General features: G+C 53.3%; 28 protein-coding genes. 21 read left to right on the top strand and 7 right to left on the bottom strand.

The window, feature by feature from the left end; all coding sequences use genetic code 11:
- Positions 1-17: 17 nt before the first annotated feature.
- Positions 18-293: a YfcL family protein gene (locus C2U41_RS14475; RefSeq protein ID WP_003028163.1), complete on the top strand. Its 276-nt coding sequence runs from the start codon at positions 18-20 to the stop codon at positions 291-293.
- Between the two features lie 114 nt (positions 294-407).
- Here the strand turns inward: C2U41_RS14475 and mnmC are convergent, their stop codons facing one another.
- A complete protein-coding gene (gene mnmC / locus C2U41_RS14470) occupies positions 408-2,408 on the bottom strand; it encodes a bifunctional tRNA (5-methylaminomethyl-2-thiouridine)(34)-methyltransferase MnmD/FAD-dependent 5-carboxymethylaminomethyl-2-thiouridine(34) oxidoreductase MnmC (protein WP_048240637.1) in 2,001 nt (666 codons plus the stop codon).
- A 159-nt stretch (positions 2,409-2,567) separates the two neighbouring features.
- Here mnmC and fabB point away from each other — a divergent pair, with 159 nt between their 5' ends.
- Together fabB and C2U41_RS14460 are read left to right on the top strand one after the other, a co-directional pair.
- A complete protein-coding gene (gene fabB, locus C2U41_RS14465) occupies positions 2,568-3,782 on the top strand; it encodes a beta-ketoacyl-ACP synthase I (protein ID WP_003834815.1) in 1,215 nt (404 codons plus the stop codon).
- A gap of 213 nt (positions 3,783-3,995) precedes the next feature.
- Complete coding sequence (locus tag C2U41_RS14460; RefSeq protein ID WP_003028149.1) at positions 3,996-5,174, top strand: MFS transporter; 1,179 nt, start codon at positions 3,996-3,998, stop codon at positions 5,172-5,174.
- Here C2U41_RS14460 and flk read toward each other — a convergent pair.
- Complete coding sequence (gene flk / locus C2U41_RS14455) at positions 5,171-6,166, bottom strand: flagella biosynthesis regulator Flk (RefSeq protein WP_103848499.1); 996 nt, start codon at positions 6,164-6,166, stop codon at positions 5,171-5,173. The two genes, C2U41_RS14460 and flk, sit on opposite strands and share 4 nt — an antisense overlap.
- 108 nt (positions 6,167-6,274) lie before the next feature.
- On the opposite strand from flk, the gene pdxB reads away from it, so the two are divergent.
- The 15 genes from pdxB to hisP all read left to right on the top strand — a co-directional run bounded on the left by pdxB (position 6,275) and on the right by hisP (position 20,556).
- Complete coding sequence (gene pdxB / locus C2U41_RS14450) at positions 6,275-7,411, top strand: 4-phosphoerythronate dehydrogenase PdxB (RefSeq protein ID WP_003028146.1); 1,137 nt, start codon at positions 6,275-6,277, stop codon at positions 7,409-7,411.
- A gap of 68 nt (positions 7,412-7,479) precedes the next feature.
- Complete coding sequence (locus C2U41_RS14445; protein ID WP_003028144.1) at positions 7,480-8,493, top strand: aspartate-semialdehyde dehydrogenase; 1,014 nt, start codon at positions 7,480-7,482, stop codon at positions 8,491-8,493.
- Positions 8,493-9,305, top strand: a complete 813-nt coding sequence (gene truA, locus C2U41_RS14440) for a tRNA pseudouridine(38-40) synthase TruA (protein WP_003028142.1) — start codon at positions 8,493-8,495, stop codon at positions 9,303-9,305. Before C2U41_RS14445 ends, truA begins: the two co-directional genes overlap by 1 nt.
- A 24-nt stretch (positions 9,306-9,329) precedes the next feature.
- Positions 9,330-9,989 carry a DedA family protein gene (locus C2U41_RS14435; protein WP_003028140.1) on the top strand — a complete coding sequence of 220 codons (660 nt, stop codon included), beginning with the start codon at positions 9,330-9,332 and terminating at the stop codon, positions 9,987-9,989.
- Positions 9,990-10,138: 149 nt separating this feature from the next.
- On the top strand, positions 10,139-11,053 hold the full coding sequence (accD, locus tag C2U41_RS14430; protein WP_003839317.1) for an acetyl-CoA carboxylase, carboxyltransferase subunit beta: 915 nt from the start codon (positions 10,139-10,141) through the stop codon (positions 11,051-11,053).
- Positions 11,054-11,245: 192 nt separating this feature from the next.
- On the top strand, positions 11,246-12,514 hold the full coding sequence (gene folC, locus C2U41_RS14420) for a bifunctional tetrahydrofolate synthase/dihydrofolate synthase (RefSeq protein WP_003839318.1): 1,269 nt from the start codon (positions 11,246-11,248) through the stop codon (positions 12,512-12,514).
- The gene (gene dedD, locus C2U41_RS14415) at positions 12,504-13,166 is read left to right on the top strand and encodes a cell division protein DedD (protein ID WP_103848471.1); all 663 of its coding nucleotides are present in this window, start codon (positions 12,504-12,506) and stop codon (positions 13,164-13,166) included. Before folC ends, dedD begins: the two co-directional genes overlap by 11 nt.
- A gap of 220 nt (positions 13,167-13,386) precedes the next feature.
- A complete protein-coding gene (gene cvpA / locus C2U41_RS14410) occupies positions 13,387-13,875 on the top strand; it encodes a colicin V production protein (protein WP_003028129.1) in 489 nt (162 codons plus the stop codon).
- 33 nt (positions 13,876-13,908) lie between these two features.
- Positions 13,909-15,426, top strand: a complete 1,518-nt coding sequence (purF, locus tag C2U41_RS14405) for an amidophosphoribosyltransferase (RefSeq protein WP_003028127.1) — start codon at positions 13,909-13,911, stop codon at positions 15,424-15,426.
- A gap of 96 nt (positions 15,427-15,522) precedes the next feature.
- Entirely contained in the window at positions 15,523-16,092 is a 570-nt protein-coding gene (locus tag C2U41_RS14400) for a UbiX family flavin prenyltransferase (RefSeq protein WP_003028125.1), read from the top strand.
- Positions 16,093-16,379: 287 nt separating this feature from the next.
- Complete coding sequence (gene argT, locus C2U41_RS14395) at positions 16,380-17,162, top strand: lysine/arginine/ornithine ABC transporter substrate-binding protein ArgT (RefSeq protein WP_003839327.1); 783 nt, start codon at positions 16,380-16,382, stop codon at positions 17,160-17,162.
- Between the two features lie 247 nt (positions 17,163-17,409).
- Positions 17,410-18,192, top strand: coding sequence for a histidine ABC transporter substrate-binding protein HisJ (gene hisJ / locus C2U41_RS14390; RefSeq protein ID WP_103848472.1), 783 nt, complete (start codon positions 17,410-17,412; stop codon positions 18,190-18,192).
- 186 nt (positions 18,193-18,378) lie between these two features.
- Positions 18,379-19,065 (top strand): histidine ABC transporter permease HisQ, encoded by a 687-nt coding sequence (locus C2U41_RS14385; protein ID WP_003028118.1) that lies wholly within the window; start codon positions 18,379-18,381, stop codon positions 19,063-19,065.
- On the top strand, positions 19,062-19,769 hold the full coding sequence (gene hisM, locus C2U41_RS14380; protein WP_003028116.1) for a histidine ABC transporter permease HisM: 708 nt from the start codon (positions 19,062-19,064) through the stop codon (positions 19,767-19,769). Before C2U41_RS14385 ends, hisM begins: the two co-directional genes overlap by 4 nt.
- A gap of 13 nt (positions 19,770-19,782) precedes the next feature.
- Positions 19,783-20,556 (top strand): histidine ABC transporter ATP-binding protein HisP, encoded by a 774-nt coding sequence (hisP, locus tag C2U41_RS14375; protein WP_032936555.1) that lies wholly within the window; start codon positions 19,783-19,785, stop codon positions 20,554-20,556.
- 33 nt (positions 20,557-20,589) lie between these two features.
- Here hisP and C2U41_RS14370 read toward each other — a convergent pair whose 3' ends face one another.
- The 4 genes from C2U41_RS14370 to yfcG all read right to left on the bottom strand — a co-directional run bounded on the left by C2U41_RS14370 (position 20,590) and on the right by yfcG (position 23,143).
- Positions 20,590-21,105, bottom strand: a complete 516-nt coding sequence (locus C2U41_RS14370) for a GNAT family N-acetyltransferase (protein WP_071701067.1) — start codon at positions 21,103-21,105, stop codon at positions 20,590-20,592.
- Positions 21,106-21,176: 71 nt separating this feature from the next.
- Positions 21,177-22,070, bottom strand: coding sequence for a TIGR01777 family oxidoreductase (locus tag C2U41_RS14365; RefSeq protein WP_103848473.1), 894 nt, complete (start codon positions 22,068-22,070; stop codon positions 21,177-21,179).
- A gap of 20 nt (positions 22,071-22,090) precedes the next feature.
- On the bottom strand, positions 22,091-22,453 hold the full coding sequence (gene folX / locus C2U41_RS14360; RefSeq protein ID WP_003028107.1) for a dihydroneopterin triphosphate 2'-epimerase: 363 nt from the start codon (positions 22,451-22,453) through the stop codon (positions 22,091-22,093).
- A gap of 54 nt (positions 22,454-22,507) precedes the next feature.
- Positions 22,508-23,143 (bottom strand): GSH-dependent disulfide bond oxidoreductase, encoded by a 636-nt coding sequence (gene yfcG, locus C2U41_RS14355; RefSeq protein ID WP_003845076.1) that lies wholly within the window; start codon positions 23,141-23,143, stop codon positions 22,508-22,510.
- Positions 23,144-23,277: 134 nt separating this feature from the next.
- Between yfcG and yfcF the strand changes: the two genes are divergently transcribed.
- From yfcF to yfcD, 3 genes are read left to right on the top strand one after another with little or no spacing between them, the layout of a single operon-like run.
- Positions 23,278-23,922: a glutathione transferase gene (gene yfcF, locus C2U41_RS14350; protein WP_003839339.1), complete on the top strand. Its 645-nt coding sequence runs from the start codon at positions 23,278-23,280 to the stop codon at positions 23,920-23,922.
- A 55-nt stretch (positions 23,923-23,977) separates the two neighbouring features.
- Positions 23,978-24,529 carry a phosphodiesterase gene (gene yfcE, locus C2U41_RS14345; RefSeq protein WP_016150705.1) on the top strand — a complete coding sequence of 184 codons (552 nt, stop codon included), beginning with the start codon at positions 23,978-23,980 and terminating at the stop codon, positions 24,527-24,529.
- A 56-nt stretch (positions 24,530-24,585) separates the two neighbouring features.
- Positions 24,586-25,140, top strand: coding sequence for an NUDIX hydrolase YfcD (yfcD, locus tag C2U41_RS14340; RefSeq protein ID WP_003839343.1), 555 nt, complete (start codon positions 24,586-24,588; stop codon positions 25,138-25,140).
- 56 nt (positions 25,141-25,196) lie between these two features.
- On the opposite strand, the gene yfcC is transcribed toward yfcD, so the two are convergent.
- Positions 25,197-26,717 carry a putative basic amino acid antiporter YfcC gene (gene yfcC / locus C2U41_RS14335; protein ID WP_103848474.1) on the bottom strand — a complete coding sequence of 507 codons (1,521 nt, stop codon included), beginning with the start codon at positions 26,715-26,717 and terminating at the stop codon, positions 25,197-25,199.
- Between the last annotated feature and the right edge of the window lie 25 nt (positions 26,718-26,742).

The following is a 26,742-nucleotide window of genomic DNA, read 5'->3' as shown; positions in this document are numbered from 1 at the left end:
TACAATGAGGAAAGAAGATGATCGCGGAGTTTGAATCACGCATTCTGGCATTAATCGACGATATGGTAGAGCACGCCAGCGATGATGAGTTGTTTGCCAGTGGCTATTTGCGTGGGCACCTGACGCTGGCTGTGGCTGAGTTGGATGCTGGCGAGGACCATTCCGCTGAGGCATTGTACGCCAATGTGACCAGCAGCCTGGAAAAAGCCATCAGCGCAGGCGAACTCTCGCCGCGTGACCAGGCGTTAGTGAAAGAGATGTGGGACACTTTATTTCAAAAGGCAACGCAATAATAATTGCAGTGGATTGTGCCGGATGGCGACGCGAAGGCGTCTTATCCGGCCTACGTGGACGGGGGTTGTTGGCCTGATAAGCGTAGCGCCATCAGGCAATGATGAGATGGTATCTTATTTCACCGCTTTACCCTTCAATAACTTCCTTACCCACAGACGATTAGGATTCAGCGCAGTCAGCGTGCTGGCATCCATAGGGATAGGTTCATCGCTCATTTGCGATGCCAGAATTTCTGCACACAGCGGGGCAGTACACAGCCCGCGCGAGCCCAGCGCACCCAACATAAATAAATCGGAATAAACCGGGGCGTTTACGGCGTGCTCTCTGTCTTCGGCAAGAGTGGCATACTGGCTGAGCGTGGCGTCATAATCCGCGACGTTGCCGACTATCGGCATGTGATCGCGCGTGGCGCAGCGCACTCCACAACGGGCGGCATTGCCACTAACGTCTACTTCTTTTGCCCACGCGGCATTCGGGAAACAATCTATTAAGCGCTGACGGTTTTGCTGCTGATCGTCAGCACGATACACCGTTTCTTCACTTCCGCGATGATAACTGGCGCCAATGCAGTGCTGCTGATTTTGCGGGTTGTGCGGCGTGAGGTAGCCGTCATAGCACAGCACCTGACGCAGCGCTAAAAGCGAAGGCGTAGTAGGAATGTGACTCACCTGACCGCCTACGGAGTACACCGGTAGCGACTGCGTCTGTTCAACGCTGTTAATGCGATGCCCGTTAGCCAGCACTACCGCAGCGTGAGTGGCGGTTGATCCACTGGCAAACGCCAATTTCCAGTTTTCTGTCTGTCGAGACAGTGAGGCCAGCGTATGTTGATACCGGGTGCGTAATCCCAGCGTTGCGGCATAGTCGAATACGGCGGCGGTTAACTGTGCTGGACACAGCCATCCTCCGGCGGGGTACTGAATCCCGCCGCATCCGGTTTTTACGCCGGTCGTTTGTAAAACCTGCTCTGCGTCAACTCCGACGGCGAGCGCATCGGGCAATTCAAGGGACAACATTTGGTCGATTTTTTGCTGGCTTTTCTCATCCCACGCCAGTTGCGTCACGCCGCACCAGTCATGCGCGAACTCAACGGGGAGGGCGTCATACAGCCGGCGGGCGAAGGTAAACGCGGTGGGGAAAAAGAGATTAATGGCCGCGTCATGTTTGCTCAGTAGCGGATAAAGAGCGCCCTGGCGATTGCCGGATGCACCCCCGGCTGGGTTATCGTCGGCGCAATAGAGCGTGACCTGCCAGCCGCGGCGCAGTAACGCCAACGACAGCAATGCGCTGGCAATCCCCCCGCCAATAATGGCGGCTTCGCGTTTATCTGTTCCGGTACGTGCAAACCAGGGTGCCGAGGAGGGGAGCGCCAGCGTCTTATCCATTACGCCACAAAGCATTTCTCGTTTGCGACCAAAGCCTTTGCATTTTTGCATCGTAAACCCGGCTTCCTGCAATCCCCGACGCACAAAGCCTGCTGAGGTGAAGGTCGCCAGCGTGCCGCCGGGGCGAGCCAGACGGGCCATTGCGTTAAACAGCGTTGGCGTCCACATATCCGGATTTTTTGCCGGCGCGAAACCGTCCAGAAACCAGGCATCCACTTTTTGATTCAGGGAGTCATCCAGCTTGCTGGTCAGTTCGTTAATATCGCCAAACCACAGATCCAGCGTGACGCGTCCTTCATCAAGGAGCAGGCGATGGCATCCCGCCAGCGGCAGCGGCCATTGCTCTTGCAGCGCCGTGGCCCACGGGGCAAGTTCTGGCCAGTGCTGATGGGCTAAGGTCAGATCTTCACGCGTCAGCGGAAATTTTTCAAAACTGATGAAATGTAATCTTTCCAGGGTAGCGTCAGGGTGGGTATCGAGGAATTCGGCAAACGCCTGCCAGAGTGTCAGGAAGTTAAGTCCGGTGCCAAACCCGCTTTCGGCCACCACGAAGAGGGGACGTGAATGCGCAGGGAATCGCTGGGCGAGATGATTCCCGCCGAGAAAGACGTAACGTGTCTCTTCCAGCCCGTTATCATTAGAAAAATAGACATCGTCAAAATCTCGGGAAACAGGTGTACCCTCAGCGTTGAATTCAAGGTTGGCAGGTTGTATAGCGTATTGTTTCACGTAAGTTACTCGTCTGGCAGGCTGTGCCCCGATCTTAGCGATGAGTGCCTGGCTGCGCAAATTTCCACATTAAATGGCTGATCGGACTTGTTCGGCGTACAAGTGTACGCTATTGTGCCACTCGAAACTTTAAAATAGTGCGACTTACAGAGGTATTGAATGAAACGTGCAGTGATTACTGGCTTGGGCATCGTTTCCAGCATCGGTAATAACCAGCAGGAAGTCCTGGCATCTCTGCGTGAAGGACGTTCAGGGATCACTTTCTCTCAGGAGCTGAAGGACTCCGGCATGCGTAGCCACGTTTGGGGCAACGTAAAACTGGATACCACTGGCCTCATTGACCGCAAAGTAGTGCGCTTCATGAGCGACGCATCCATCTATGCATTCCTTTCTATGGAACAGGCAGTGGCTGATGCCGGCCTTGCAGCAGAAGATTACCAGAACAACCCGCGCGTTGGCCTGATTGCAGGTTCCGGCGGCGGCTCCCCGCGTTTTCAGGTGTTCGGTGCTGACGCAATGCGTAGCCCGCGTGGCCTGAAAGCGGTTGGCCCGTATGTGGTCACCAAAGCGATGGCGTCCGGCGTTTCTGCCTGCCTCGCAACGCCGTTCAAAATCCACGGCGTAAACTACTCTATCAGCTCTGCCTGTGCGACATCTGCGCACTGTATCGGCAACGCAGTAGAACAAATTCAGCTGGGCAAACAAGACATCGTTTTCGCTGGCGGCGGCGAAGAGCTGTGCTGGGAAATGGCGTGTGAATTCGACGCCATGGGCGCGCTGTCTACCAAATATAACGACGATCCATCCAAAGCTTCCCGTACCTATGACGCACACCGTGACGGTTTCGTTATTGCTGGCGGCGGCGGTATGGTCGTGGTCGAAGAGCTGGAACACGCTCTGGCACGTGGCGCGCACATCTATGCGGAAATCGTCGGTTATGGCGCAACGTCCGATGGCGCAGACATGGTTGCTCCGTCTGGCGAAGGCGCAGTACGTTGCATGCAGATGGCGATGCACGGCGTAGACACGCCGATCGACTACCTGAACTCCCACGGTACCTCTACTCCGGTAGGCGACGTCAAAGAGCTGGGTGCGATTCGTGAAGTGTTTGGCGACAACAGCCCGGCAATCTCCGCAACCAAAGCGATGACCGGTCACTCACTGGGCGCGGCTGGCGTTCAGGAAGCTATCTACTCTCTGCTGATGCTGGAACACGGTTTTATCGCGCCAAGCATCAACATTGAAGAGCTGGACGAGCAGGCGGCAGGTCTGAACATCGTGACCAAACCGACCGAGCAGGCGCTGACGACTGTAATGTCCAACAGCTTCGGTTTTGGCGGCACCAACGCCACGCTGGTTATGCGTAAGCTGTAAGCGTAAGACTGAAAGATTATGCAAGAGGGGAGCCTGATGGCTCCCTTTTTTATATCGTTGACAACCGCTCTGGTTTACAGGCAGACTCCAGCTTCAACATTATCCTCTTGATAATGCGTAAGCGTTTAACGTTATCCAACGCACCTTAATCCTGATAGTCAGGTAGAGGGGGCGTGGGCATTCCTCGCCTTACTCTGCATTTTGGAGTAACGCATGACAGCTGTAACCCAACAAGAAAAAACACCTTCGGCGAACTTTTCGCTGTTTCGCATCGCTTTTGCGGTTTTCCTGACCTATATGACGGTCGGTTTACCTTTGCCCGTCATTCCTCTGTTTGTGCACCAGGAACTGGGCTATGGCAATACCATGGTCGGCATCGCCGTCGGCGTACAGTTTCTGGCGACGGTATTAACACGCGGCTACGCCGGGCGGTTAGCCGATCAATATGGTGCCAAACGCTCGGCGCTGCAGGGGATGTTTGCCTGTGGGCTGGCGGGTGCGGCGTGGCTGTTAGCCGCGCTATTGCCCGTTTCTGTTCCCGTAAAATTTGCGTTGCTAATCGTCGGTCGTTTGATCCTCGGTTTTGGCGAAAGCCAACTGCTCACCGGAACGCTGACCTGGGGGCTGGGGCTGGTCGGCCCAACACGCTCCGGTAAGGTGATGTCATGGAACGGAATGGCGATTTACGGCGCGCTGGCCGCCGGTGCACCGTTGGGCCTGTTGATCCACAGCCACTTTGGCTTCGCGGCGCTGGCGGGAACCACGATGGTATTACCGCTGCTGGCATGGGTATTCAACGGCACCGTGCGTAAAGTGCCTGCACATGCAGGAGAACGTCCTTCGTTATGGAGCGTGGTAGGGCTTATCTGGAAACCGGGCCTGGGCCTGGCGCTGCAGGGCGTTGGCTTTGCGGTGATCGGTACATTTATTTCACTCTATTTTGTCAGCAACGGCTGGACGATGGCGGGGTTCACCCTGACCGCGTTTGGCGGGGCGTTTGTGCTGATGCGCATTCTGTTTGGCTGGATGCCGGACCGGTTCGGCGGCGTGAAGGTTGCCGTTGTCTCTTTGCTGGTGGAAACCGCAGGACTGATTCTGCTGTGGCAGGCCCCAACAGCCTGGGTTGCACTGCTTGGAGCGGCATTAACCGGGGCCGGGTGTTCGCTTATCTTCCCGGCCTTGGGCGTCGAGGTGGTGAAGCGAGTACCCGCGCAGGTTCGCGGTACGGCGCTGGGCGGGTACGCCGCATTTCAGGATATCTCCTACGGCATAAGCGGGCCGGTCGCCGGGGTGCTGGCCACCGCGTACGGTTATCCCTCAGTGTTCCTTGCCGGGGCGATATCCGCCGTGGTGGGGATTATTGTAACGTTGCTTACGCTGCGTAAAGGTTAAGCGACCAGCCAGAAAATGGCTAACGCAATCATCAATGCAACAAACAACAGTCCCGGTCGTGCCGACAGAGATTTAACCGTTTCAATCATCGGCGCGAACGGGCTGTAAATGGGTTGCAGATGACGCGGATCGCTGAGCTCGCGTTCCACGCGACGCAGGAAAATTTGATTGAGCAAGTCCTGCACCTGCACCGTGGTCAGAATCGATTGTGGTTGGATCTGATACGTCTGCTGCGCGTACTCTTTTATTGCTGTCAGCTCATTCGGCTCTAATGGCAGCTTCAGCGCAGCCTGGAGCGTTTGTAGCGTCGGGGCGCTTTGCAGGCTGAGCGTCTGGCGCGCCTGCAGCCAGGTGACCAGGTGCGTAAACTGTTTGGCAGGGATCAGCTCACCGCTTTTTACGCCAGACAACTCCAGCATCGACTGCCAGATCATCTTCCCGGATTCTCCCGTGGCCGCCGCCAGTTTGGTAACTAACTGGTTTAGCGTATTGTGCTCTGCGGGGAGCAACGGGCGATCGGTTGCCGGGCGCTGCTGCGGCTGTGGTATCGACAGCTGCCCTTGCTGCAGCAGTGTGAGTACGTTCTTCAACTGCTCAGGCGTGAGCTGACTGAGTGCCGTTTGCCCATACTGCTGACGGATAAAATCACTCACCGCCTGGCGATTATTTCCCTGGCTCAGTAATTCAGTGAGCTGCGAAAGCACCTGACGATTAACATGATTTTGCTGAGCAACCCCCAGCCGTTGGTTCAGGTTTTGCTCAGCGGCTGGAAAGTGACGTGACTGCAGCTGCGTATCACTTTTGACGCCCAGATCGTGCTTCATTCCGGCCCACACCTCAGCACTTTGCTGCTGGGTGAGTGAAATCAAACGGGTAATTAGTCGTTCCAACACAGTACGTTGTTGCGTGGATAACGGTTGTTCACCCGCAGCGGAAGGGGCATTTTGGCCTTCGCCGGGAGGGCGTGCGGGCGTACCTGAAATGGGCTGCATCATCTCTGTTCCTTAAATCTGTGCTGACCAGGTCTCGCAGTATGCCTGGCGGCGAGATTATGGCACACTTGCCCGGTTAACTCTCGTTCTCAAACAGGTGCGAAAGACGTGAAAATCCTCGTTGATGAAAATATGCCCTATGCCCGCGAACTGTTCAGTCGTTTGGGGGAGGTCAAAGCGGTTCCAGGTCGTCCGATTCCCGTTGCTGAACTGGATGATGCGGATGCTTTAATGGTGCGCTCGGTGACGAAAGTAAATGAATCACTGCTTGGAGGCAAACCGGTTAAATTTGTCGGTACGGCAACCGCTGGCACAGACCATGTGGATGACGCCTGGCTTGCGCAGGCTGGGATCGGTTTTTCCGCCGCGCCCGGTTGTAACGCGATAGCGGTCGTAGAATATGTTTTTTCAGCGTTGCTGATGCTGGCGGAGCGTGATGGGTTTGCGTTACGCGATCGCACCGTAGGCATTGTGGGTGTGGGCAACGTGGGTGGGCGTTTGCAGGCGCGTCTGGACGCGCTGGGGATCCGCACGCTGCTGTGCGATCCACCGCGAGCCGATCGCGGTGACGAGGGCGATTTCCGCTCGCTGGATGAACTGGTAGAGCAAGCCGATGTGCTGACTTTCCATACGCCACTGTTTAAAGACGGACCCTACAAAACGCTGCACATGGCGGATGATGCGCTGATTAGCCGACTGAAGCCGGGCACTATTCTGATCAACGCCTGCCGTGGGCCGGTCATCGACAATACAGCATTGCTGAACCGGTTGAATGCCGGTCAGTCGCTGAGCGTTGTGCTGGATGTCTGGGAAGGAGAGCCGGATCTCAATGTGGCGTTGCTGGAGAAAGCCGATATCGGCACGGCGCACATTGCCGGGTATACCCTCGAAGGAAAAGCGCGTGGCACCACGCAGGTCTTTGAGGCCTATAGTAAGTTTATTGGTCACGAGCAGCACGTTGCGCTCAGTACCCTGTTACCTGCGCCGGAATTTGGTCGTATCACCCTGCATGGCCCGTTAGATCAGCCAACGCTGAAAAGGCTGGCGCATTTAGTGTATGATGTGCGCCGCGATGATGCGCCGCTGCGTAAAGTCGCTGGAATTCCGGGTGAGTTTGATAAACTGCGTAAAAATTACCTTGAGCGTCGTGAATGGTCGTCTTTATATGTGATGTGTGACGACGCAACGGCTGCTGCCTTATTGTGTAAGCTGGGTTTTAACGCTGTTCATCATCCGGCACATTAATGTCTTCTTAATGCTCCCTGTCGAATAATGCGACAGGGACGCTTACGTATTTCTTGGAGTAAATCACCATGTCTGAAGGCTGGAATATTGCCATTCTGGGCGCAACGGGCGCCGTAGGCGAAGCCCTGCTCGATACGCTGGCTGAACGCCAGTTCCCGGTCGGTGAAATTTATGCGCTGGCGCGTAATGAAAGCGCCGGTGAGCATCTGCGTTTTAACGGTAAATCGGTCATAGTGCAGGACGTTGCAGACTTTGACTGGACGCAGGCACAGTTGGCATTTTTTGTTGCGGGCACTGAAGCCACCGCCGCATGGGTAGAAGAAGCAACAAATGCGGGTTGCCTGGTGATTGACAGTAGCGGTCTGTTCGCGCTTGAGCCAGACGTTCCGCTGGTGGTTCCGGACGTTAACCCGTTCGTGCTGGCGGATTACCGTAACCGCAATGTGATTGCGGTACCAAACAGCCTGACAAGCCAGTTGCTGTCTGCGCTGAAACCATTGATTGATGACGGCGGGCTGTCACGGATTACGGTGACCAATATTATTTCGGCTTCCGCTCACGGCAAAAAAGCCGTAGACGCACTGGCCGGACAAAGCGCGAAATTGCTTAACGGCATCCCGATTGACGAAGATGATTTCTTTGGTCGTCAGCTGGCGTTCAATATGCTGCCGCTGCTGCCCGATCGCGAAGGCAGCGTGCGTGAAGAGCGTCGTATTGTTGATGAAGTGCGCAAAATTATGCAGGATGACGGTCTGCTTATTTCAGCCAGCATCGTGCAGTCCCCGGTATTTTATGGTCACGCGCAGATGGTGAATTTTGAGGCTCTGCGCCCGTTGGCGGCGGAAGAAGCACGTGATGCGTTTTCACGCGGCGAAGACGTGGTGTTGTCGGAAGAAACCGACTTCCCGACCCAGGTTGGCGATGCATCGGGCACGCCGCACCTTTCTATTGGCTGCGTGCATAACGATTACGGTATGCCGGAGCAAGTTCAGTTCTGGTCTGTGGCAGACAACGTACGCTTTGGCGGCGCGTTAATGGCGGTGAAAATTGCGGAAAAACTGGTGCAGGAGTACCTGTACTAATGTCTGACCAGCAACAGCCGTCAACCCATAAAATTGCGCTGGGCATTGAGTATGACGGCAGCAAATATTATGGCTGGCAGCGCCAGAACGAAGTGCGTAGCGTTCAGGAAAAACTGGAAAAAGCGCTTTCTCAGGTGGCGAACGAACGCATTAATGTTTTTTGTGCAGGTCGCACGGATGCGGGCGTTCATGGCACTGGGCAGGTCGTGCATTTTGAAACCACTGCTCAGCGTAAAGATGCGGCCTGGACACTGGGGGTAAATGCGAATTTACCTGGTGACATCGCCGTGCGCTGGGTGAAAGCTGTACCTGATGATTTTCATGCCAGATTTAGCGCTACGGCTCGCCGTTATCGCTACATCATCTACAATCATCGGTTGCGCCCTGCGGTTTTGGGTAAAGGGGTAACCCATTATTATGAACCGCTGGACGCTGAGCGTATGCATCGTGCAGCCCAGTGTCTGATTGGCGAAAATGATTTTACCTCGTTCCGTGCGGTACAGTGCCAGTCGCGCACACCGTGGCGTAACGTGATGCACATTAACGTTGAACGTTTCGGTGCATATGTGGTGGTGGATATTAAAGCGAATGCCTTTGTACATCATATGGTCAGGAATATTGTCGGCAGCCTGATGGAAGTTGGCGCCAACAACCAGCCGGAGAGCTGGATAGCAGAACTGTTAGCGGCAAAGGACAGAACGCTGGCAGCGGCAACGGCGAAAGCGGAAGGACTGTATCTGGTTGCAGTAGATTACCCGGACCGGTTCGACCTGCCAAAACCGCCTATGGGCCCGCTATTTCTGGCGGACTAATTTGAGTCGTATAAAGGCAAAACTATGGACCTGATTTACTTTCTTATCGATTTTATCCTGCACATTGATGTGCACCTGGCGGAGCTGGTTGCGGAATACGGTATCTGGGTATACGCCATTCTGTTTCTGATCCTGTTCTGTGAAACCGGGCTGGTGGTGACACCATTCCTGCCAGGAGACTCGCTGCTGTTTGTTGCTGGTGCGCTTTCTGCGCTGCCGACCAATGATCTCAATGTTCATCTGATGGTGGCACTGATGATTGTGGCGGCGATTGTGGGCGATGCAGTGAACTACACGATTGGCCGATTGTTCGGGGAAAAACTTTTCAGTAACCCGAACTCCAAAATTTTCCGCCGCAGCTACCTGGATAAAACCCATGCGTTCTACGAGCGTCATGGCGGTAAGACGATTATCCTGGCGCGTTTCGTGCCTATCGTGCGCACATTTGCGCCGTTTGTTGCCGGTATGGGACATATGTCCTACCGTCACTTTGCGATGTATAACGTCGTAGGTGCATTGCTGTGGGTATTGTTGTTCACCTACGCAGGCTACCTGTTCGGCGATCTGCCGATTGTCCAGGAAAACCTGAAATTACTGATTGTGGCGATTATCGTCCTTTCCGTATTGCCGGGGGTGATTGAAGTAATTCGCCATAAGCGTGCTGCGTCACGGGCTGCAAAATAGAAAGTAACTCAGCGGTTCGACCACTTTTTTATCCAAAGTTTCGGGCTGTTATGTTTTAATGTGCAACATTCATGGTCTGTTAGGGGCAAAAATGGCATTATGCGCCCCTTATAACAAAGCTGACTAGGGTTCAGGCAGAAAGGTCACCAATGAGCTGGATTGAACGAATTAAAAGCAACATTACTCCCACCCGCAAGGCAAGCATTCCTGAAGGGGTGTGGACCAAGTGTGATAGCTGCGGTCAGGTTTTATACCGTGCTGAGCTGGAACGTAATCTTGAGGTCTGTCCGAAGTGTGACCATCATATGCGCATGTCGGCGCGCAATCGCCTGCATAGCCTGTTAGATGAAGGTTCTCTTGTGGAACTGGGTAGCGAGCTTGAGCCGAAAGACGTGCTGAAGTTTCGTGACTCCAAAAAATACAAAGACAGACTGGCTTCTGCGCAGAAAGAAACCGGCGAGAAAGATGCGCTGGTGGTGATGAAAGGCACGCTGCATGGTATGCCGGTCGTCGCTGCGGCATTCGAGTTCGCGTTTATGGGCGGCTCCATGGGCTCTGTGGTCGGTGCGCGTTTTGTCCGTGCCGTTGAGCAGGCACTGGAAGACAACTGTCCGCTGATCTGCTTCTCCGCTTCTGGCGGGGCGCGTATGCAGGAAGCGCTGATGTCTCTGATGCAGATGGCAAAAACCTCTGCTGCGCTGGCGAAAATGCAGGAACGCGGTTTACCGTATATTTCTGTACTGACCGACCCAACAATGGGTGGTGTTTCCGCAAGCTTCGCGATGCTGGGCGATCTCAACATTGCAGAACCGAAAGCACTGATCGGCTTCGCGGGTCCGCGTGTTATCGAGCAAACCGTACGTGAGAAACTGCCGCCGGGATTCCAGCGCAGCGAGTTCCTGATTGAAAAAGGCGCTATCGATATGATCGTCCGCCGTCCAGAAATGCGCCTGAAACTGGCAAGCATCCTGGCGAAGCTGATGAATCTTCCTGCGCCGAATCCGGATGAGCCGCGTGAAGGCGAGGTGGTATCTCCGGTACCCGATCAGGAATCAGAAGCCTGATAACTTACTCTATGGATTTCGAGTTGCAGGAAGACGGCAAGAGAGTGAACCCCGATGAGCTTGCACGGGCAAGTGATTCGGGTGAGCGAGAGCAGCCAACACACCTGCAGCTTGAAAGACGACGAGTAAAAAAGGGCAGGGCCAACTGGCGCTGCCTTTTGCTTTAATCTACGTAATAAAATTACAGGCATCATGGACAATAAACGTATTCCTCAAGCCGCGTCGCCCCTGGCGTCGTGGCTTTCTTATCTGGAAAACCTGCACAGTAAAACCATCGATCTTGGCCTTGAGCGCGTAAGCCAGGTAGCGCGCAAACTGGGTGTATTGAAACCCGCGCCATTTGTGTTTACGGTGGCAGGAACCAACGGAAAAGGCACGACCTGTCGTACGCTGGAATCTGTGCTGACTGCGGCAGGATATAAAGTTGGGGTATATAGTTCGCCTCATCTGGTGCGCTACACGGAACGCGTACGCGTGCAGGGGGGGGAACTGCCGGAATCAGCCCATACCGCCTCGTTTGCTGAGATTGAAGACGCTCGTGGTGATATTTCCCTGACTTACTTTGAATACGGTACGTTATCGGCACTCTGGCTGTTTAAACAGGCCCAACTGGATGTCGTTATTCTCGAAGTGGGATTAGGCGGCCGCCTTGACGCCACCAATATCGTCGATGCCGATGTCGCTGTAGTCACCAGTATTGCGCTTGACCATACTGACTGGCTGGGCCCGGATCGCGAAAGTATTGGTCGTGAGAAGGCGGGCATTTTCCGTGCAGAGAAACCGGCTATCGTCGGCGAGCCTGAAATGCCTTACACCATCGCGGATGTGGCGCAAGAGTGCGGGGCGATTTTGCAACGCTGCGGCGTAGACTGGCGCTATGCGGTTACTGAGAACGACTGGTCGTTTACGGATGCTCATGGAACGTTGGCGCATTTGCCGTTGCCGCAGGTGCCACAACCTAATGCTGCTACCGCGCTGGCCGCGCTGCGCGCAAGCGGGCTGAACGTTAGCGAGCAGGCGATTCGTGACGGCATCGAACGCGCGATTTTACCGGGGCGCTTCCAGATTGTGAGCGAGTCGCCGCGAGTGATTTTCGATGTTGCCCATAACCCGCATGCGGCAGAGTATCTGACCGGACGTCTGAAAAAGTTAGTGAAAAGCGGGCGTGTACTTGCGGTTATCGGTATGCTACATGATAAAGATATTGCCGGTACGTTAGCCTGGTTAAAAAGCGTGGTTGACGTCTGGTACTGTGCGCCCCTGGAAGGGCCGCGTGGCGCAACGGCAGAACAACTGCTGGAGCACCTGGGCAAAGGCAACGCTTATGACAGCGTGGCGCAGGCATGGTCTGCAGCACTTGCTGAGGCGAAGCCAGAAGATACCGTGTTGGTGTGTGGATCCTTTCACACTGTCGCACATGTCATGGAAGTAATAGACGTGGGGAGAAGCGGTGGCGAGTAAGTTTCAGAATCGATTAGTCGGCACAATTGTGCTAGTCGCGCTCGGGGTAATTGTGCTTCCCGGGCTGCTTGACGGGCAGAAAAAGCATTATCAGGATGAATTTGCAGCGATCCCACTGGTGCCTAAACCCGGTGATCGCGATGAACCAGACATGATGCCTGCAGCAACGCAGGCGCTGCCGACTCAGCCGCCGGAAGGGGCGGCAGAAGAGGTGCGTGCGGGTGATGCTGCCGCGCCATCGTTGGATCCATCACGTTTGACGACGACAAACAGCGCGGAATTAGATCCTGTCCCTGCGCCTGTGGAACCACCGAAACCTAAACCGAAACCGCAGCCTGTTGCCGTCGCTCCGGCGCCGACACCGACTCCTGCGCCGAAACCGGCCGCTGAAGAAGCGCCAGCCCCAACCGGCAAAGCGTACGTTGTACAGCTCGGTGCACTGAAAAATGCGGATAAGGTCAATGAGATCGTGGGTAAACTTCGTGGCGCGGGCTTCCGGGTATATACTTCCCCGTCAACGCCGGTGCAGGGTAAAATAACCCGCATTCTCGTCGGGCCGGACGCCTCCAAAGATAAGCTAAAGAACTCGCTGGGCGAGCTGCAGAAGATCTCTGGTCTGAGTGGCGTCGTGATGGGGTACACCCCTAATTAAGGGATTGCGCTGTTTACGGCGCAGCTCTGATTCAGGCCGGATACGGTGTTTTCACCGCTATCCGGCAGTGCCCGAAGAGGCATAAAACGGTATGGCGTTGAAGATTTTTTCAGCGCCATTTTTATTTACGCGTGGAAAGGAAATCCCTACGCAAACGTTTTCTTTTTCTGTTAGAATGCGCCCCGAACAGGACGACAGGGCGTAAAATCGTGGGACACATATGGTCTGGATTGATTACGCCATTATCGCGGTGATTGGTTTTTCCTGTCTGGTTAGCCTGATCCGTGGCTTTGTTCGTGAAGCATTATCGTTGGTGACTTGGGGTTGTGCTTTCTTTGTCGCCAGCCATTACTACACTTACCTGTCTGTCTGGTTTACGGGCTTTGAAGACGAACTGGTTCGAAATGGGATTGCTATCGCGATACTGTTCATCGCGACACTTATCGTCGGCGCTATCGTTAACTTTGTGATAGGCCAACTGGTAGAGAAAACAGGACTGTCGGGTACCGACAGGGTGTTGGGGATCTGCTTCGGTGCTTTGCGTGGAGCGTTGATCGTTGCCGCCATACTGTTCTTTCTCGATACCTTTACCGGTCTGTCGAAAAGTGAAGACTGGGGTAAGTCGCAGCTGATTCCGCAGTTCAGTTTCATCATCAGATGGTTCTTTGACTATCTGCAAAGCTCGTCAAGTTTCTTGCCCAAAGTATAAACTTTGGGTCGTTGCTGAACGAGGAAAAGACGTATGTGCGGTATTGTCGGTATCGCCGGTGTTATGCCGGTAAACCAGTCGATTTATGACGCGTTAACGGTGCTCCAGCATCGTGGTCAGGATGCTGCGGGCATCATCACCATTGATGCCAACAACTGCTTCCGCTTGCGTAAAGCAAACGGAATGGTGAGCGATATTTTTGAAGCGCGCCATATGCAGCGTTTGCAGGGCAATATGGGCATCGGTCATGTGCGTTACCCAACGGCTGGCAGCTCCAGCGCCTCCGAAGCTCAACCTTTTTACGTCAACTCACCGTATGGCATCACTCTTGCCCATAATGGCAACCTGACCAACGCGCATGAGTTGCGTAAAAAGCTGTTTGAAGAAAAGCGCCGCCACATCAATACCACTTCAGATTCTGAAATTCTGCTGAATATTTTCGCCAGCGAGCTGGATAACTTCCGCCATTACCCGCTGGAGGCCGACAATATTTTTGCTGCCATTGCGGCAACCAACCGCCAGATTCGCGGCGCCTATGCTTGCGTGGCGATGATTATCGGTCACGGTATGGTTGCCTTCCGCGACCCTAACGGTATCCGTCCGCTGGTAATGGGCAAACGCGATATTGGCGATGGCCGTACCGAGTACATGGTGGCGTCTGAGAGCGTAGCGCTGGACACGTTGGGCTTTGAATTCCTGCGCGACGTAGCCCCTGGCGAAGCGGTGTATATCACCGAAAAAGGCCAGCTGTTTACCCGTCAGTGTGCTGATAACCCGGTGAGCAATCCGTGTCTGTTTGAATACGTTTACTTCGCTCGTCCTGACTCCTTTATCGACAAGATTTCCGTCTACAGCGCCCGTGTGAATATGGGGACTAAGCTTGGCGAAAAAATTGCCCGTGAGTGGGAAGATCTGGACATCGACGTAGTAATCCCAATCCCGGAAACCTCCTGCGATATCGCGCTGGAAATTGCCCGTATTCTCGGTAAGCCGTACCGTCAGGGGTTTGTGAAAAACCGCTATGTGGGACGCACCTTTATCATGCCGGGCCAGCAGTTGCGCCGTAAATCAGTGCGCCGTAAGCTGAACGCTAACCGTGCGGAATTCCGTGATAAAAACGTGCTGCTGGTGGATGACTCCATCGTGCGCGGCACCACTTCAGAACAGATTATCGAGATGGCGCGTGAAGCCGGAGCGAAGAAGGTGTATCTGGCCTCTGCCGCCCCGGAAATTCGCTTCCCGAACGTTTATGGCATCGATATGCCTACCGCGACGGAGCTGATTGCGCATGGTCGTGAAGTGGACGAGATTCGCCAGATAATCGGCGCAGATGGTCTGATCTTCCAGGACCTGAACGATCTGATTGAAGCTGTCCGTGCTGAGAATCCGGATATTCAGCAGTTTGAATGTTCAGTGTTTAACGGTGTGTACGTCACCAAAGACGTCGACCAGCAATATCTCGATTTCCTCGACTCCCTGCGTAATGATGATGCCAAAGCGGTATTGCGTCAGAACGAAGCGGAAAACCTTGAAATGCACAACGAAGGTTAATGTTTGCTCGCAAGCAAGGGCGCAACCTGCACCCTTGCTTGCAACTCACCGTAATTTCCTGCAAAGTCGGCCCTGAGCAAGTAAGGGCTATTACACATGAAACGACTCATCATTGGTATTTCTGGCGCAAGCGGGGCAATTTACGGCGTGCGCCTGCTGCAGGTTTTGCGTGACGTTACCGATGTGGAAACCCATCTGGTGATGAGTGCCGCTGCCCGGCAGACGCTGGCACTGGAAACGGACCTCTCTGTGCGCGACGTGCAGGCGCTGGCAAATGTGAATCATGATACGCGCGATATCGCCGCCAGTATCTCCTCCGGCTCTTTTCAGACCGCCGGCATGGTTATCCTGCCGTGTTCAATCAAAACCCTTTCCGGCATTGTCCACAGCTACACTGATGGGTTGCTTACCCGTGCGGCAGATGTGGTGTTGAAAGAACGTCGTCCGCTGGTACTGTGTGTACGCGAAACGCCGCTGCATCTGGGGCATCTGCGCCTCATGACCCAGGCGGCAGAAATTGGCGCAGTGATTATGCCACCAGTCCCGGCGTTCTATCATCGTCCACAAACGCTCGATGATGTGATTAATCAAACGGTTAATCGCGTGCTTGACCAGTTTGATATTACCCTTCCGCAGGACCTGTTCACCCGCTGGCAAGGGGCGTAAGCCGTTCCATCAGCGTGCAAAGAAACATCCGTTGCCCTGTTTCAGGGCAATTTTGTAACCGCGATCATATCCTCAACATTTAATTCGTTAAAACTCAACGAAACGCTGCGGTTCGACCGTCAGACCTGCTATCTTCAAAATCAGGACATTATTGCAACGTTTTATTAACATATTTAACGTCGAATATCCTCATCGACGCGAAAATGGCATAAGACCTGCATGAAAAAGTCTGCAAACACACAACACAACGTAAAACATAATAAAATTACGCCACTTGAGGGTTATGTATGAAGAAGACGGTTCTTGCTTTGTCTTTGCTGGTAGGACTCTCCGCCACCGCGGCCAGCTACGCAGCACTTCCGCAGACGGTTCGTATTGGTACAGATACAACGTACGCACCTTTTTCCTCTAAAGATGCCAAAGGCGACTTTGTCGGCTTTGATATCGATCTGGGAAATGAGATGTGTAAGCGCATGCAGATCAAATGTACCTGGGTTGCCAGCGACTTTGATGCGCTGATCCCGTCGCTGAAAGCGAAAAAAATTGATGCCATTATCTCCTCGCTTTCTATCACCGAGAAGCGTCAGCAAGAGATTGCATTCTCAGACAAACTTTACGCAGCAGACTCACGGCTGATCGCCGCGAAAGGTTCCCCAATTAAACCGACTCTGGACTCCCTCAAGGGTAAACACGTTGGCGTGCTGCAAGGCTCTACTCAGGAAGCCTATGCCAATGACAACTGGCGTAGCAAAGGCGTGGATGTGGTGGCCTATGCGAACCAGGATCTTATCTATTCTGACCTGACGGCGGGTCGTCTCGACGCAGCGCTGCAGGATGAAGTCGCGGCCAGCGAAGGCTTCCTGAAGCAACCTGCCGGTAAGGACTACGACTTTGCAGGTCCTTCGGTGAAAGATAAAAAATACTTTGGCGACGGAACCGGGATTGGTTTGCGCAAAGATGATGCAGAGCTGAAAGCCGCTTTCGACAAAGCGCTGGGTGAACTGCGTAAAGACGGCACCTACGACAAAATGGCGAGCAAATATTTTAATTTTAATGTCTACGGCGATTAATACAGCGGCGTGGGGAATTGACTGCACCATTGCGGGTAACCATTACGGTGCATAATACATTCAGTGCACTGTTTTGGTGCTTTTATCGCTGACTTAATAAGCATGAGTGCATACTTAAGCGCTTTTCATGCAAATAAATACCGCCGGCAGGGTAGAATACTTTGCCTTGTCGGCCTGATTAATGGCACGATAACTGCACCTGGTCCTGTAAAGATCCCCTATAAAAGACAGTCTGTTGAGGATAGTTATGAAAAAACTGGTGTTGTCTCTTTCTCTGGTTCTGGCTTTCTCCAGTGCTACCGCAGCATTTGCAGCCATTCCGCAAAAAATTCGTATCGGTACCGATCCTACTTATGCGCCGTTCGAATCGAAAAATGCACAGGGTGAATTAGTCGGTTTTGATATCGATCTGGCTAAAGAGCTGTGCAAACGTATTAATACGCAATGTACTTTCGTGGAAAACCCGCTGGACGCGCTGATCCCTTCGTTAAAAGCGAAGAAAATCGATGCCATCATGTCCTCGCTTTCCATTACTGAAAAACGTCAGCAGGAAATCGCTTTTACTGACAAGCTTTATGCAGCCGACTCGCGTCTGGTTGTCGCTAAAGATTCAGCTATTCAGCCGACCATTGAGTCGCTGAAAGGTAAACGTGTTGGTGTGCTGCAGGGCACCACCCAGGAAACGTTCGGCAACGAACACTGGGCGCCAAAAGGTATTGAGATTGTCTCTTATCAGGGGCAGGACAATATCTATTCTGACCTGACTGCCGGGCGTATTGACGCCGCGTTCCAGGATGAAGTCGCGGCCAGCGAAGGCTTCCTGAAACAGCCAGTCGGTAAAGATTACAAATTCGGCGGTCCGTCTGTGAAAGACGAGAAGTTGTTCGGCGTGGGTACCGGTATGGGGCTGCGCAAAGACGATAACGAGCTGCGCGAAGCGCTGAACAAAGCCTTTGCCGAAATGCGAGCTGATGGGACTTACGAGAAGCTGGCGAAAAAGTACTTCAATTTTGATGTTTACGGCGGTTAATTACCGCAGGTGCTGATAAAGCCCGTAGATTTTTGACGCGTTGAATTTATGCCTGATGGCGCTGCGCTTATCAGGCCTACGGTGATTTTGTAGGCCGGATAAGGCAAAGCCGCCATCCGGCATTTAACGGTTAGTCTGAAATCAAAAGAGGCTTACTACTCCACCACACACGACAGGACAGGCAGCATGTTGTATGGCTTTTCAGGTGTTATTTTACAGGGCGCAATTGTTACGCTGGAGCTGGCACTCAGCTCGGTGGTACTGGCGGTTCTGATAGGTCTTGTCGGCGCAGCAGCAAAGCTGTCGCAAAGCCGGGCAATGGGGCTTATTTTCGAAGGGTACACAACGCTAATCCGCGGCGTGCCCGATCTGGTCTTAATGCTGCTCATCTTCTACGGATTACAAATCGCGCTGAATACCATTACCGATGCCATCGGTATCGGCCAGATTGATATCGATCCGATGGTTGCGGGCATTATCACCCTTGGATTTATCTACGGTGCCTACTTTACCGAAACTTTTCGCGGTGCGTTTATGGCTGTACCAAAAGGCCATATTGAAGCCGCGACGGCGTTTGGCTTTACCAGCTCACAAATATTTCGTCGCATTATGTTCCCGGCGATGATGCGTTATGCCTTACCGGGAATCGGTAATAACTGGCAGGTTATTCTTAAGGCTACGGCACTGGTGTCGCTGCTCGGCCTGGAAGACGTGGTGAAAGCGACCCAGCTTGCCGGGAAGAGTACCTGGGAGCCGTTCTATTTTGCCGTCGTGTGCGGGGTCATCTATCTGGTGTTTACCACTGTTTCTAATGGTGTGCTGCTGTACCTTGAGCGCCGCTATTCCGTGGGTGTAAAGAGGGCTGACCTGTGATCGAGATTATTCAGGAATACTGGAAGTCCCTGCTGTGGACCGACGGATATCGCTACACTGGCGTCGCTATCACCCTGTGGCTTTTGATTTCGTCAGTAGTGATGGGCGGAATACTTGCGCTCTTTTTGGCTATTGGCCGCGTTTCCAGTAATAAATTTATCCAGTTTCCTATCTGGCTGTTCACCTATATTTTTCGTGGCACGCCGCTGTACGTTCAGCTACTGGTGTTTTATTCCGGGATGTATACGCTGGAGATAGTTAAAGGCACGGACTTCCTCAACGCGTTTTTCCGCAGCGGGCTGAATTGCACCGTGCTGGCACTGACGCTGAATACCTGCGCCTATACCACTGAGATTTTCGCCGGGGCTATCCGTTCCGTGCCTCACGGTGAGATTGAGGCTGCTCGCGCATACGGTTTCTCGTCATTCAAACTGTATCGATGCATTATTTTACCTTCCGCGCTGCGTATTGCGTTGCCGGCTTACAGCAATGAAGTCATTTTAATGCTGCACTCCACGGCGCTGGCGTTTACCGCAACGGTACCAGACCTGTTGAAAATCGCCCGCGATATCAACTCGGCAACGTATCAGCCGTTTACCGCCTTCGGTATTGCCGCTGTACTGTATTTGATTATTTCGTATGTCCTGATCAGTCTGTTCCGTAAAGCGGAAAAACGCTGGTTGCAGCATGTATCCTCTAAATGATTCGAGTAACACGATGTCTGAAAATAAATTAAACGTTATCGATTTACATAAGCACTACGGCGAACATGAAGTGCTGAAAGGGGTGTCGCTGCAGGCCAACGCGGGTGATGTTATCAGTATTATTGGCTCATCAGGTTCCGGTAAAAGTACCTTCCTGCGCTGCATTAACTTTCTTGAGAAACCAAGCGCTGGGTCGATTGTAGTCAGTGGTCAGAATATTGGTCTGGTGCGCGACAAAGACGGTCAGCTCAAGGTTGCGGATAAAAACCAGCTGCGCCTGCTGCGCACGCGTCTGACGATGGTCTTTCAGCACTTTAATCTGTGGAGCCACATGACGGTGCTGGAAAACGTCATGGAAGCGCCGATCCAGGTGTTGGGGCTGAGCAAACAGGAAGCCCGCGACCGTGCGGTGAAGTATCTGGCTAAAGTGGGCATTGATGAGCGCGCGCAGGACAAATATCCGGTGCATCTGTCCGGTGGTCAGCAGCAGCGTGTTTCCATAGCCCGTGCGCTGGCGATGGAGCCGGAAGTGTTGCTCTTTGATGAACCCACGTCGGCACTAGATCCTGAGCTGGTGGGTGAAGTGCTGCGCATTATGCAACAGCTGGCCGAAGAGGGGAAAACCATGGTGGTGGTGACTCACGAAATGGGGTTTGCCCGTCATGTTTCCACGCACGTGATTTTCCTGCATCAGGGGAAAATTGAGGAAGAGGGCGACCCGGAGCAGGTATTCGGTAATCCGCAAAGTCCACGTTTGCAGCAGTTCCTCAAAGGTTCGTTGAAGTAAATCACCTGCCCGGAGGCGTTATGTTTTCCGGGCTTACAATTTTAGCGCGTCGCGCTCCAGCCGAAACACCCAGTCGTCGTAGGCGATGCCATCAATCTCATACGCCTTTTCCAGTACCTGCGTATGCACAAACCCCGTTTTTTCCAGAATACGAACAGAACCCTTATTCTCCGCGAGTGCGTAAGCGTTTATCGCCGTGACGGCCGTGCGCTCGAAAGCGTACTGGCACACTGCCGTCACGGCTTCGCTGGCAATCCCTTTCCCCTGAGCTTCTGGCAAAATGGCGTAGCCGAGGTCGGCCTCGTGTGGATATAAATGGCTGATTTGCAGACCAATATCACCGAGAGGTGTTGATTTGTTATGCTCGCGGATGACAAAAGTATGCTGTGCAGCCAGACGTCTGGCGAATAACAGCCGCGTATCTTTCGCCGGGGCAATATCACCCATATAGCGCATGACTTCCGGGGATTCACGTAATCTCTGGAAAAATGACCAGTCAGAAAATTTAAATAAGGAGAGGGTAAGTCGGGGAGTCGAAATTATCGCCATAACGTCGCCATTGCGGAAATCTGGCCTATAACCTTACCACCACAACAGCGACCGTGAATAGAGCTACGGGATTATCGGATCACATCCGCCAGCGCTTCTTCTAAATCGTACCAGCGAAATGCAAAACCGGACGCTTCCAGGCGTTTGGGTAATGCTCGCTGCCCGCCGAGGACCAGTACTGAAGATTCCCCCATCAGCAGCCGCATAGCGGTGGCGGGAATGCGCAGAATGGCAGGGCGGTTTAGAGCGTGTCCCAGCGCGTGGGTAAACTGCTCATTGTGCACCGGGTATGGCGAAACCATATTGAAGGGACCGCGTAGATCATTATTCAGCAGCCAGATAATTCCGTTGACCATATCATCAACATGGATCCAGGCCATATACTGTCGTCCGTTACCGATTGGGCCGCCTAAGCCAAGACGAAATGGCGGGACCATTTTCGCCAGAATACCGCCAGCAGAGGCTAGTACCACGCCGGTACGCAGCATACACACGCGAGTTTTGTCGCTTTGCGCAGTGCTGGCAATTTGCTCCCAGCGGGCGCACAGCTTATGGGTAAATTCATTATGCGGTGGCTCTTCTTCCGTAACCACAACTTCGCCCAAATCGCCGTAGTAACCGATAGCGGAACCGGAGATTAACACTGAGGGCGGCGTCTCGCTGGCATTGATTAAATCGACCAGTTTCTGCGTAATGCCCCAACGGCTCTGGCACAGGCGTTCCTTTTGCTGTGCGCTCCAGCGCTTATCTGCAATAGGTTCTCCGGCAAGGTTAATCACGGCATCAATGTCATTGAGATGCTGCCGCTCTTCCAGTCCTTTCCATAACGTGACCCGAGAGTCGAGAATCTGACGAGCCTTATCAGGGGTACGTGTCACTACAATTATCTGATGCCCCAGTTCCAGCAGGCAGGGGATCAGATGACGTCCAATCAGGCCAGTACCGCCGGTAATCAGAATCTGCATGTCGCCTCCCGGGTTACGTTTTAGCGCTGCCAGCTCAGCGTCATAGAAACTGAGTCGGCGTAACGCAATGCGTGAAGTTTATCTATCTCCACTTCAGCATAAGTGACCCAGTGATGTTCGCGTGCGATATCGAGCACATCTTGAGTTAATTTTTCTAATAATGAGAAGCGGTTACCCTCCACGTGGGCAATGATGCTTTTGGTGATTGTGCGATAATTCAGCGCGTCGTTGATATCTTCGCTGGTACGGGCTTTGTCTGCCGGATAGTGAATGGCAATGTTGATGACGATATCCTGGCGGTTAAGGATCTCCTCTTCTTTGATGCCGATAAAAGTGCGCAGACGAAGGTTTTTTATACGAATAATAGCGTCAGGTTGTGACATTGCAGGTTTCCTCCATGTATGAACCTTTGCATGATACACGAGAACCGAATTGCGTCATCGCTTCTCGCTTTGTGCGTGCTGCATGGCGCGTTCAGTCGCGGGACGCGTACGGATGCGTTCGTGCCAGTTATTGACCGCCGGATAGTTGTCGAGGTCGATGCGCTGACGCTGATGGGCGTGGATCCACGGCCAGCTGGCAATGTCGGCAATGCTGTAGTGATCGCCTCCCAGCCAGGGTGACGATTCCAGACGTTTATTCATCACGTTGTACAGGCGCTGGGTTTCAACCTGGTATCTTTCAATGGCGTAAGGGATCGTTTGCGGAGCGTAATGACTGAAATGATGATTCTGCCCCAGCATAGGACCCAGACCGCTGACCTGCCAGAACAGCCACTGCAGCGTGGTGTGGCGTTCGCGTAATTCACCGCTGAGCAGCTTACCGCTCTTTTCCGCCAGATAGAGTAAAATTTCTCCGGACTCAAACAAGCTGATGGGCCTTCCGCCGTCCACCGGGGCATGATCGATAATGGCCGGGATTTTATTGTTCGGCGAGATCTGCAGAAAATCGGGGTGAAACTGGCTACCTTTGCTGATATCGACATGAATCAGACGGTATTGCAGCTGCGCCTCTTCAAGAAACAACGTGATTTTGTGACCGTTTGGCGATGGCGTGTAATAGAGATCGATCATTTTCAGCATCCGTTTTGTCATGAACCGGGTCATAACAAGTATAGAGCCTGTTGGCGTGCTTGAGTTTTCATCAAGTGACAGCGAGAGAAAGACTCTATATTTTGAAGGCAAGCTAATACACTTCAGAGGACATTATGAGCAAACCTGCAATTACGCTGTGGTCAGATGCCAATTTTTTCTCCCCTTACGTGCTGTCTGTTTATGTCGCTCTGCAAGAGAAAGGGCTGCCTTTTACGCTGAAAACTGTTGATCTCAACAGTGGCGAACATTTGCAACCTTCATGGCAAGGTTACGCCTTGACGCGCCGCGTGCCGGTTCTTGAGATCGATGGTTTTGAACTGAGCGAATCATCAGCGATTACGGAATTCCTGGAAGAGAGCTTCGCGCCGCCACAGTGGGAGCGTATCTATCCGCACGATGTGCAAAAACGCGCGCGGGCGCGCCAGGTTCAGGCGTGGATCCGCAGCGATTTAATGCCTATCCGTGAAGAACGCTCAACGGATGTCGTTTTTGCTGGCGTGAAGAAAGGACCGTTAAGCGAAGCGGGAAAAGCCAGTGCGGAAAAATTGTTCGCTACTGCCGGCAGTTTACTGAGCCACGGTAAGCAGAATTTATTTGGCGAATGGTGTATCGCTGACTGTGATTTAGCGCTAATGCTTAATCGCCTGGTCCTGAATGGCGATGAGGTTCCGGAAGCGCTTGCGGAATACGCCACCTTCCAGTGGCAGCGCGCTTCAGTACAGCGTTTTATCGCGCTTTCAGCGAAGCGTTCCTGCTGAAAAACGGGCCGTAATCCAGTATCATTACAAGGTACTTTTCAGCGAGGAGTGAGTGATGAAACTGATGTTCGCATCGGACATTCATGGTTCGTTGCCAGCCACGGAACGCGTACTCGAACGGTTTGCTGCAAGCGGTGCGCAATGGCTGGTGATATTGGGTGATGTTTTAAACCACGGGCCGCGTAATGCGCTTCCAGAAGGCTATGCACCTGCGCAGGTTGCAGAACGGCTGAATGAACAGGCATCGCGAATTATTGCGGTGCGTGGTAATTGCGACAGCGAAGTGGATCAGATGCTCTTGCATTTTCCGATGACTGCGCCGTGGCAGCAAATTCTGACAGAAAACCTGCGACTCTTTTTGACGCACGGACATCTTTTTGGCCCGCAAAATATTCCGGCGCTCAATGCGGGCGATGTTCTGGTTTATGGGCATACTCATCTGCCGGTTGCTGAGCTGCGCGAGGATATCTATTATTTCAATCCCGGCTCGGTAAGCATCCCTAAAGGGGGCTTTGCGGCAAGTTACGGGATCCTGGATGATAATGTTCTCAGCGTAATGGCACTCAATGATCAAAGTGTTATTGCACAGGTCGAGATTAATCCGTAATTTACCCCACAAACATAAACGCGCCGTAAGAGCGCCAGAAAAAAGAAGGTTTCCTGATGGTGGAACAGCGTCGTTTGGCAAGTACTGAATGGGTGGATATTGTGAATGAAGACAACGAAGTCATTGCACAGTCCAGCCGGGAACAAATGCGGGCGCAACGCTTACGCCATCGTGCAACGTATATCGTTGTGCATGATGGTATGGGCAAAATTCTGGTTCAACGTCGCACTGAGACAAAAGATTTTTTGCCCGGTATGCTGGATGCCACCGCAGGCGGTGTTGTTCAGGCTGACGAGCAGATGCTGGAATCAGCGCGCCGTGAAGCAGAAGAGGAACTGGGGATTGCGGGCGTGCCGTTTGCCGAGCATGGTCAGTTTTACTTTGAAGACCAGAACTGTCGCGTATGGGGCGGGCTGTTTAGCTGTGTTTCCCACGGACCGTTCGCGCTACAGGAAGAAGAAATTAGCGAAGTTTGCTGGCTGACGCCGGAAGAAATTACCGCGCGTTGCGACGAATTTACACCGGACTCCCTGAAAGCCCTGGCGCTGTGGATGACCCGCAACGCCAAGAATGAAGGGGCGAAAGCCGAAAAGCAGGAAGAAGCTGAGTAACCTCTGTTCATCCGGCCTACTGCGTCGAGAAATCGAGTAGGCCGGACGTGCGCTTTTTAATGGTAACCCATTATCTGCGCACCAATCACCACCACGCTGGACATAATAAACAGCAGCCCCAACAGCGTAGCACCTACCTTCAGCCAGTTACGAAAATCCACCCGACAAACACCTAACGTAGCCATCAGAGATGCCGACGTCGGATAGATAATATGGCTGAATCCGTCGCCAAACTGGAAGGCCAGCACGGTAACCTGACGGTTGACGCCAACCAGATCGCCCAGCGGCGCTAACAGCGGCATAGTCAACGCTGCCTGACCAGAGCCGGAGGTGACGAAGAAATTAAACACCGCCTGGAACAACAGCATAAACCACGCCGCGATGGCGTTATCCAGTCCGCTGATGCCATTGGCAATACTGTGCAGCAGAGTGTTTAACACGCTGGCTTCACCCGCCTCTCCATTACCGACCAGCAGTAAAATGCCCTTGGCAAAACCAACCAGCAGGGCTGGGGCAATCATCATTCGTGCTCCCTCAGTAAATGAGGAGGCCATGATGTTGACCGTCATGCCGTTGAGCCGAAACACGACGCCGATAATGCCAATCAACAGTCCCATGGTGAAGAACTGGCTGGCGATCTCAGGAATGAACCATGCGTGGACGATAACGCCCCAGATGACCCACACGATCACGCCCGTCAGCACCATCAGCACCAGCCAGTCGCCGAGCGTGAAGCGGCGCTCAATGACTTCATCCTGCTGTTCGCGGAAGAAACGGTCTGATTCATGCACGCGCGACAGCTGCGGATTCTTTTTGATGCGCGCCGCATAGGCCAGCGTGAAGGTCAGGCCAATCATTGTGGCAACGACCCACACCACGATACGCAAACCTGAGCCGGAGAGCACCGGAACGCCCGCAATACCCTGCGCGACCACCACGCAAAATGGGTTCATCCATGAGCTGGCGAAACCAATCTGAGTCGCGATATAGGTCACCAGAACGGTGGTGATACTGTCGTAACCTAGCCGGACCATCAGCGGCGCGATGATAATGGCAAAGGCAACCGCCTCTTCCCCCATGCCAAACACCGCGCCGCCTAAGGAGAAGAGAATAAACAGCACTGGGATAAAGAGGACCTCGTTGCCCCGCGTATGGCGGATGAGCGCCAGGATGCCGTTATCAATGGTGCCGGTACGCATAACGATGCCAAATGCGCCGCCAATGACCAGCATAAACATAATGATGCCGACCGCAGTGCCGAATTTCGAGCCGGAGGTTAAGCCTTCGAACGGAAAATTCATCAGGCCTGGGCGCTCATCTCCGGTGGTAAAGAACTTAACTGGGTGATACTGCTCTTCACCAGCTTCATTGGTCAGAATACGAAAGGAATGAGGGTCAACCACCTTACGGGTTTTGGTTTGTCCATCAACCTGATATTGCACTTCCTGGCTGTCGAACAACCCGACGGGAACAACCCATGTCGCCAGACTGGTTAAAATGTCGACGAAAAAAATAATCACCAGCGTGTCGGGCATCGCCCATTTTTTGGCTGGCTGTGATTCTGTTACTGCTGACATGAAAGACTATCCCTGTTGCAACGCA

It is taken from the genome of Citrobacter freundii complex sp. CFNIH4 (assembly GCF_002934505.1).
GTDB classification, from domain to species: Bacteria; Pseudomonadota; Gammaproteobacteria; order Enterobacterales; family Enterobacteriaceae; genus Citrobacter; species Citrobacter freundii.
Note: the sequence above shows the minus strand (reverse complement) of the source record. Positions and strands in the feature narration are given on the sequence as shown.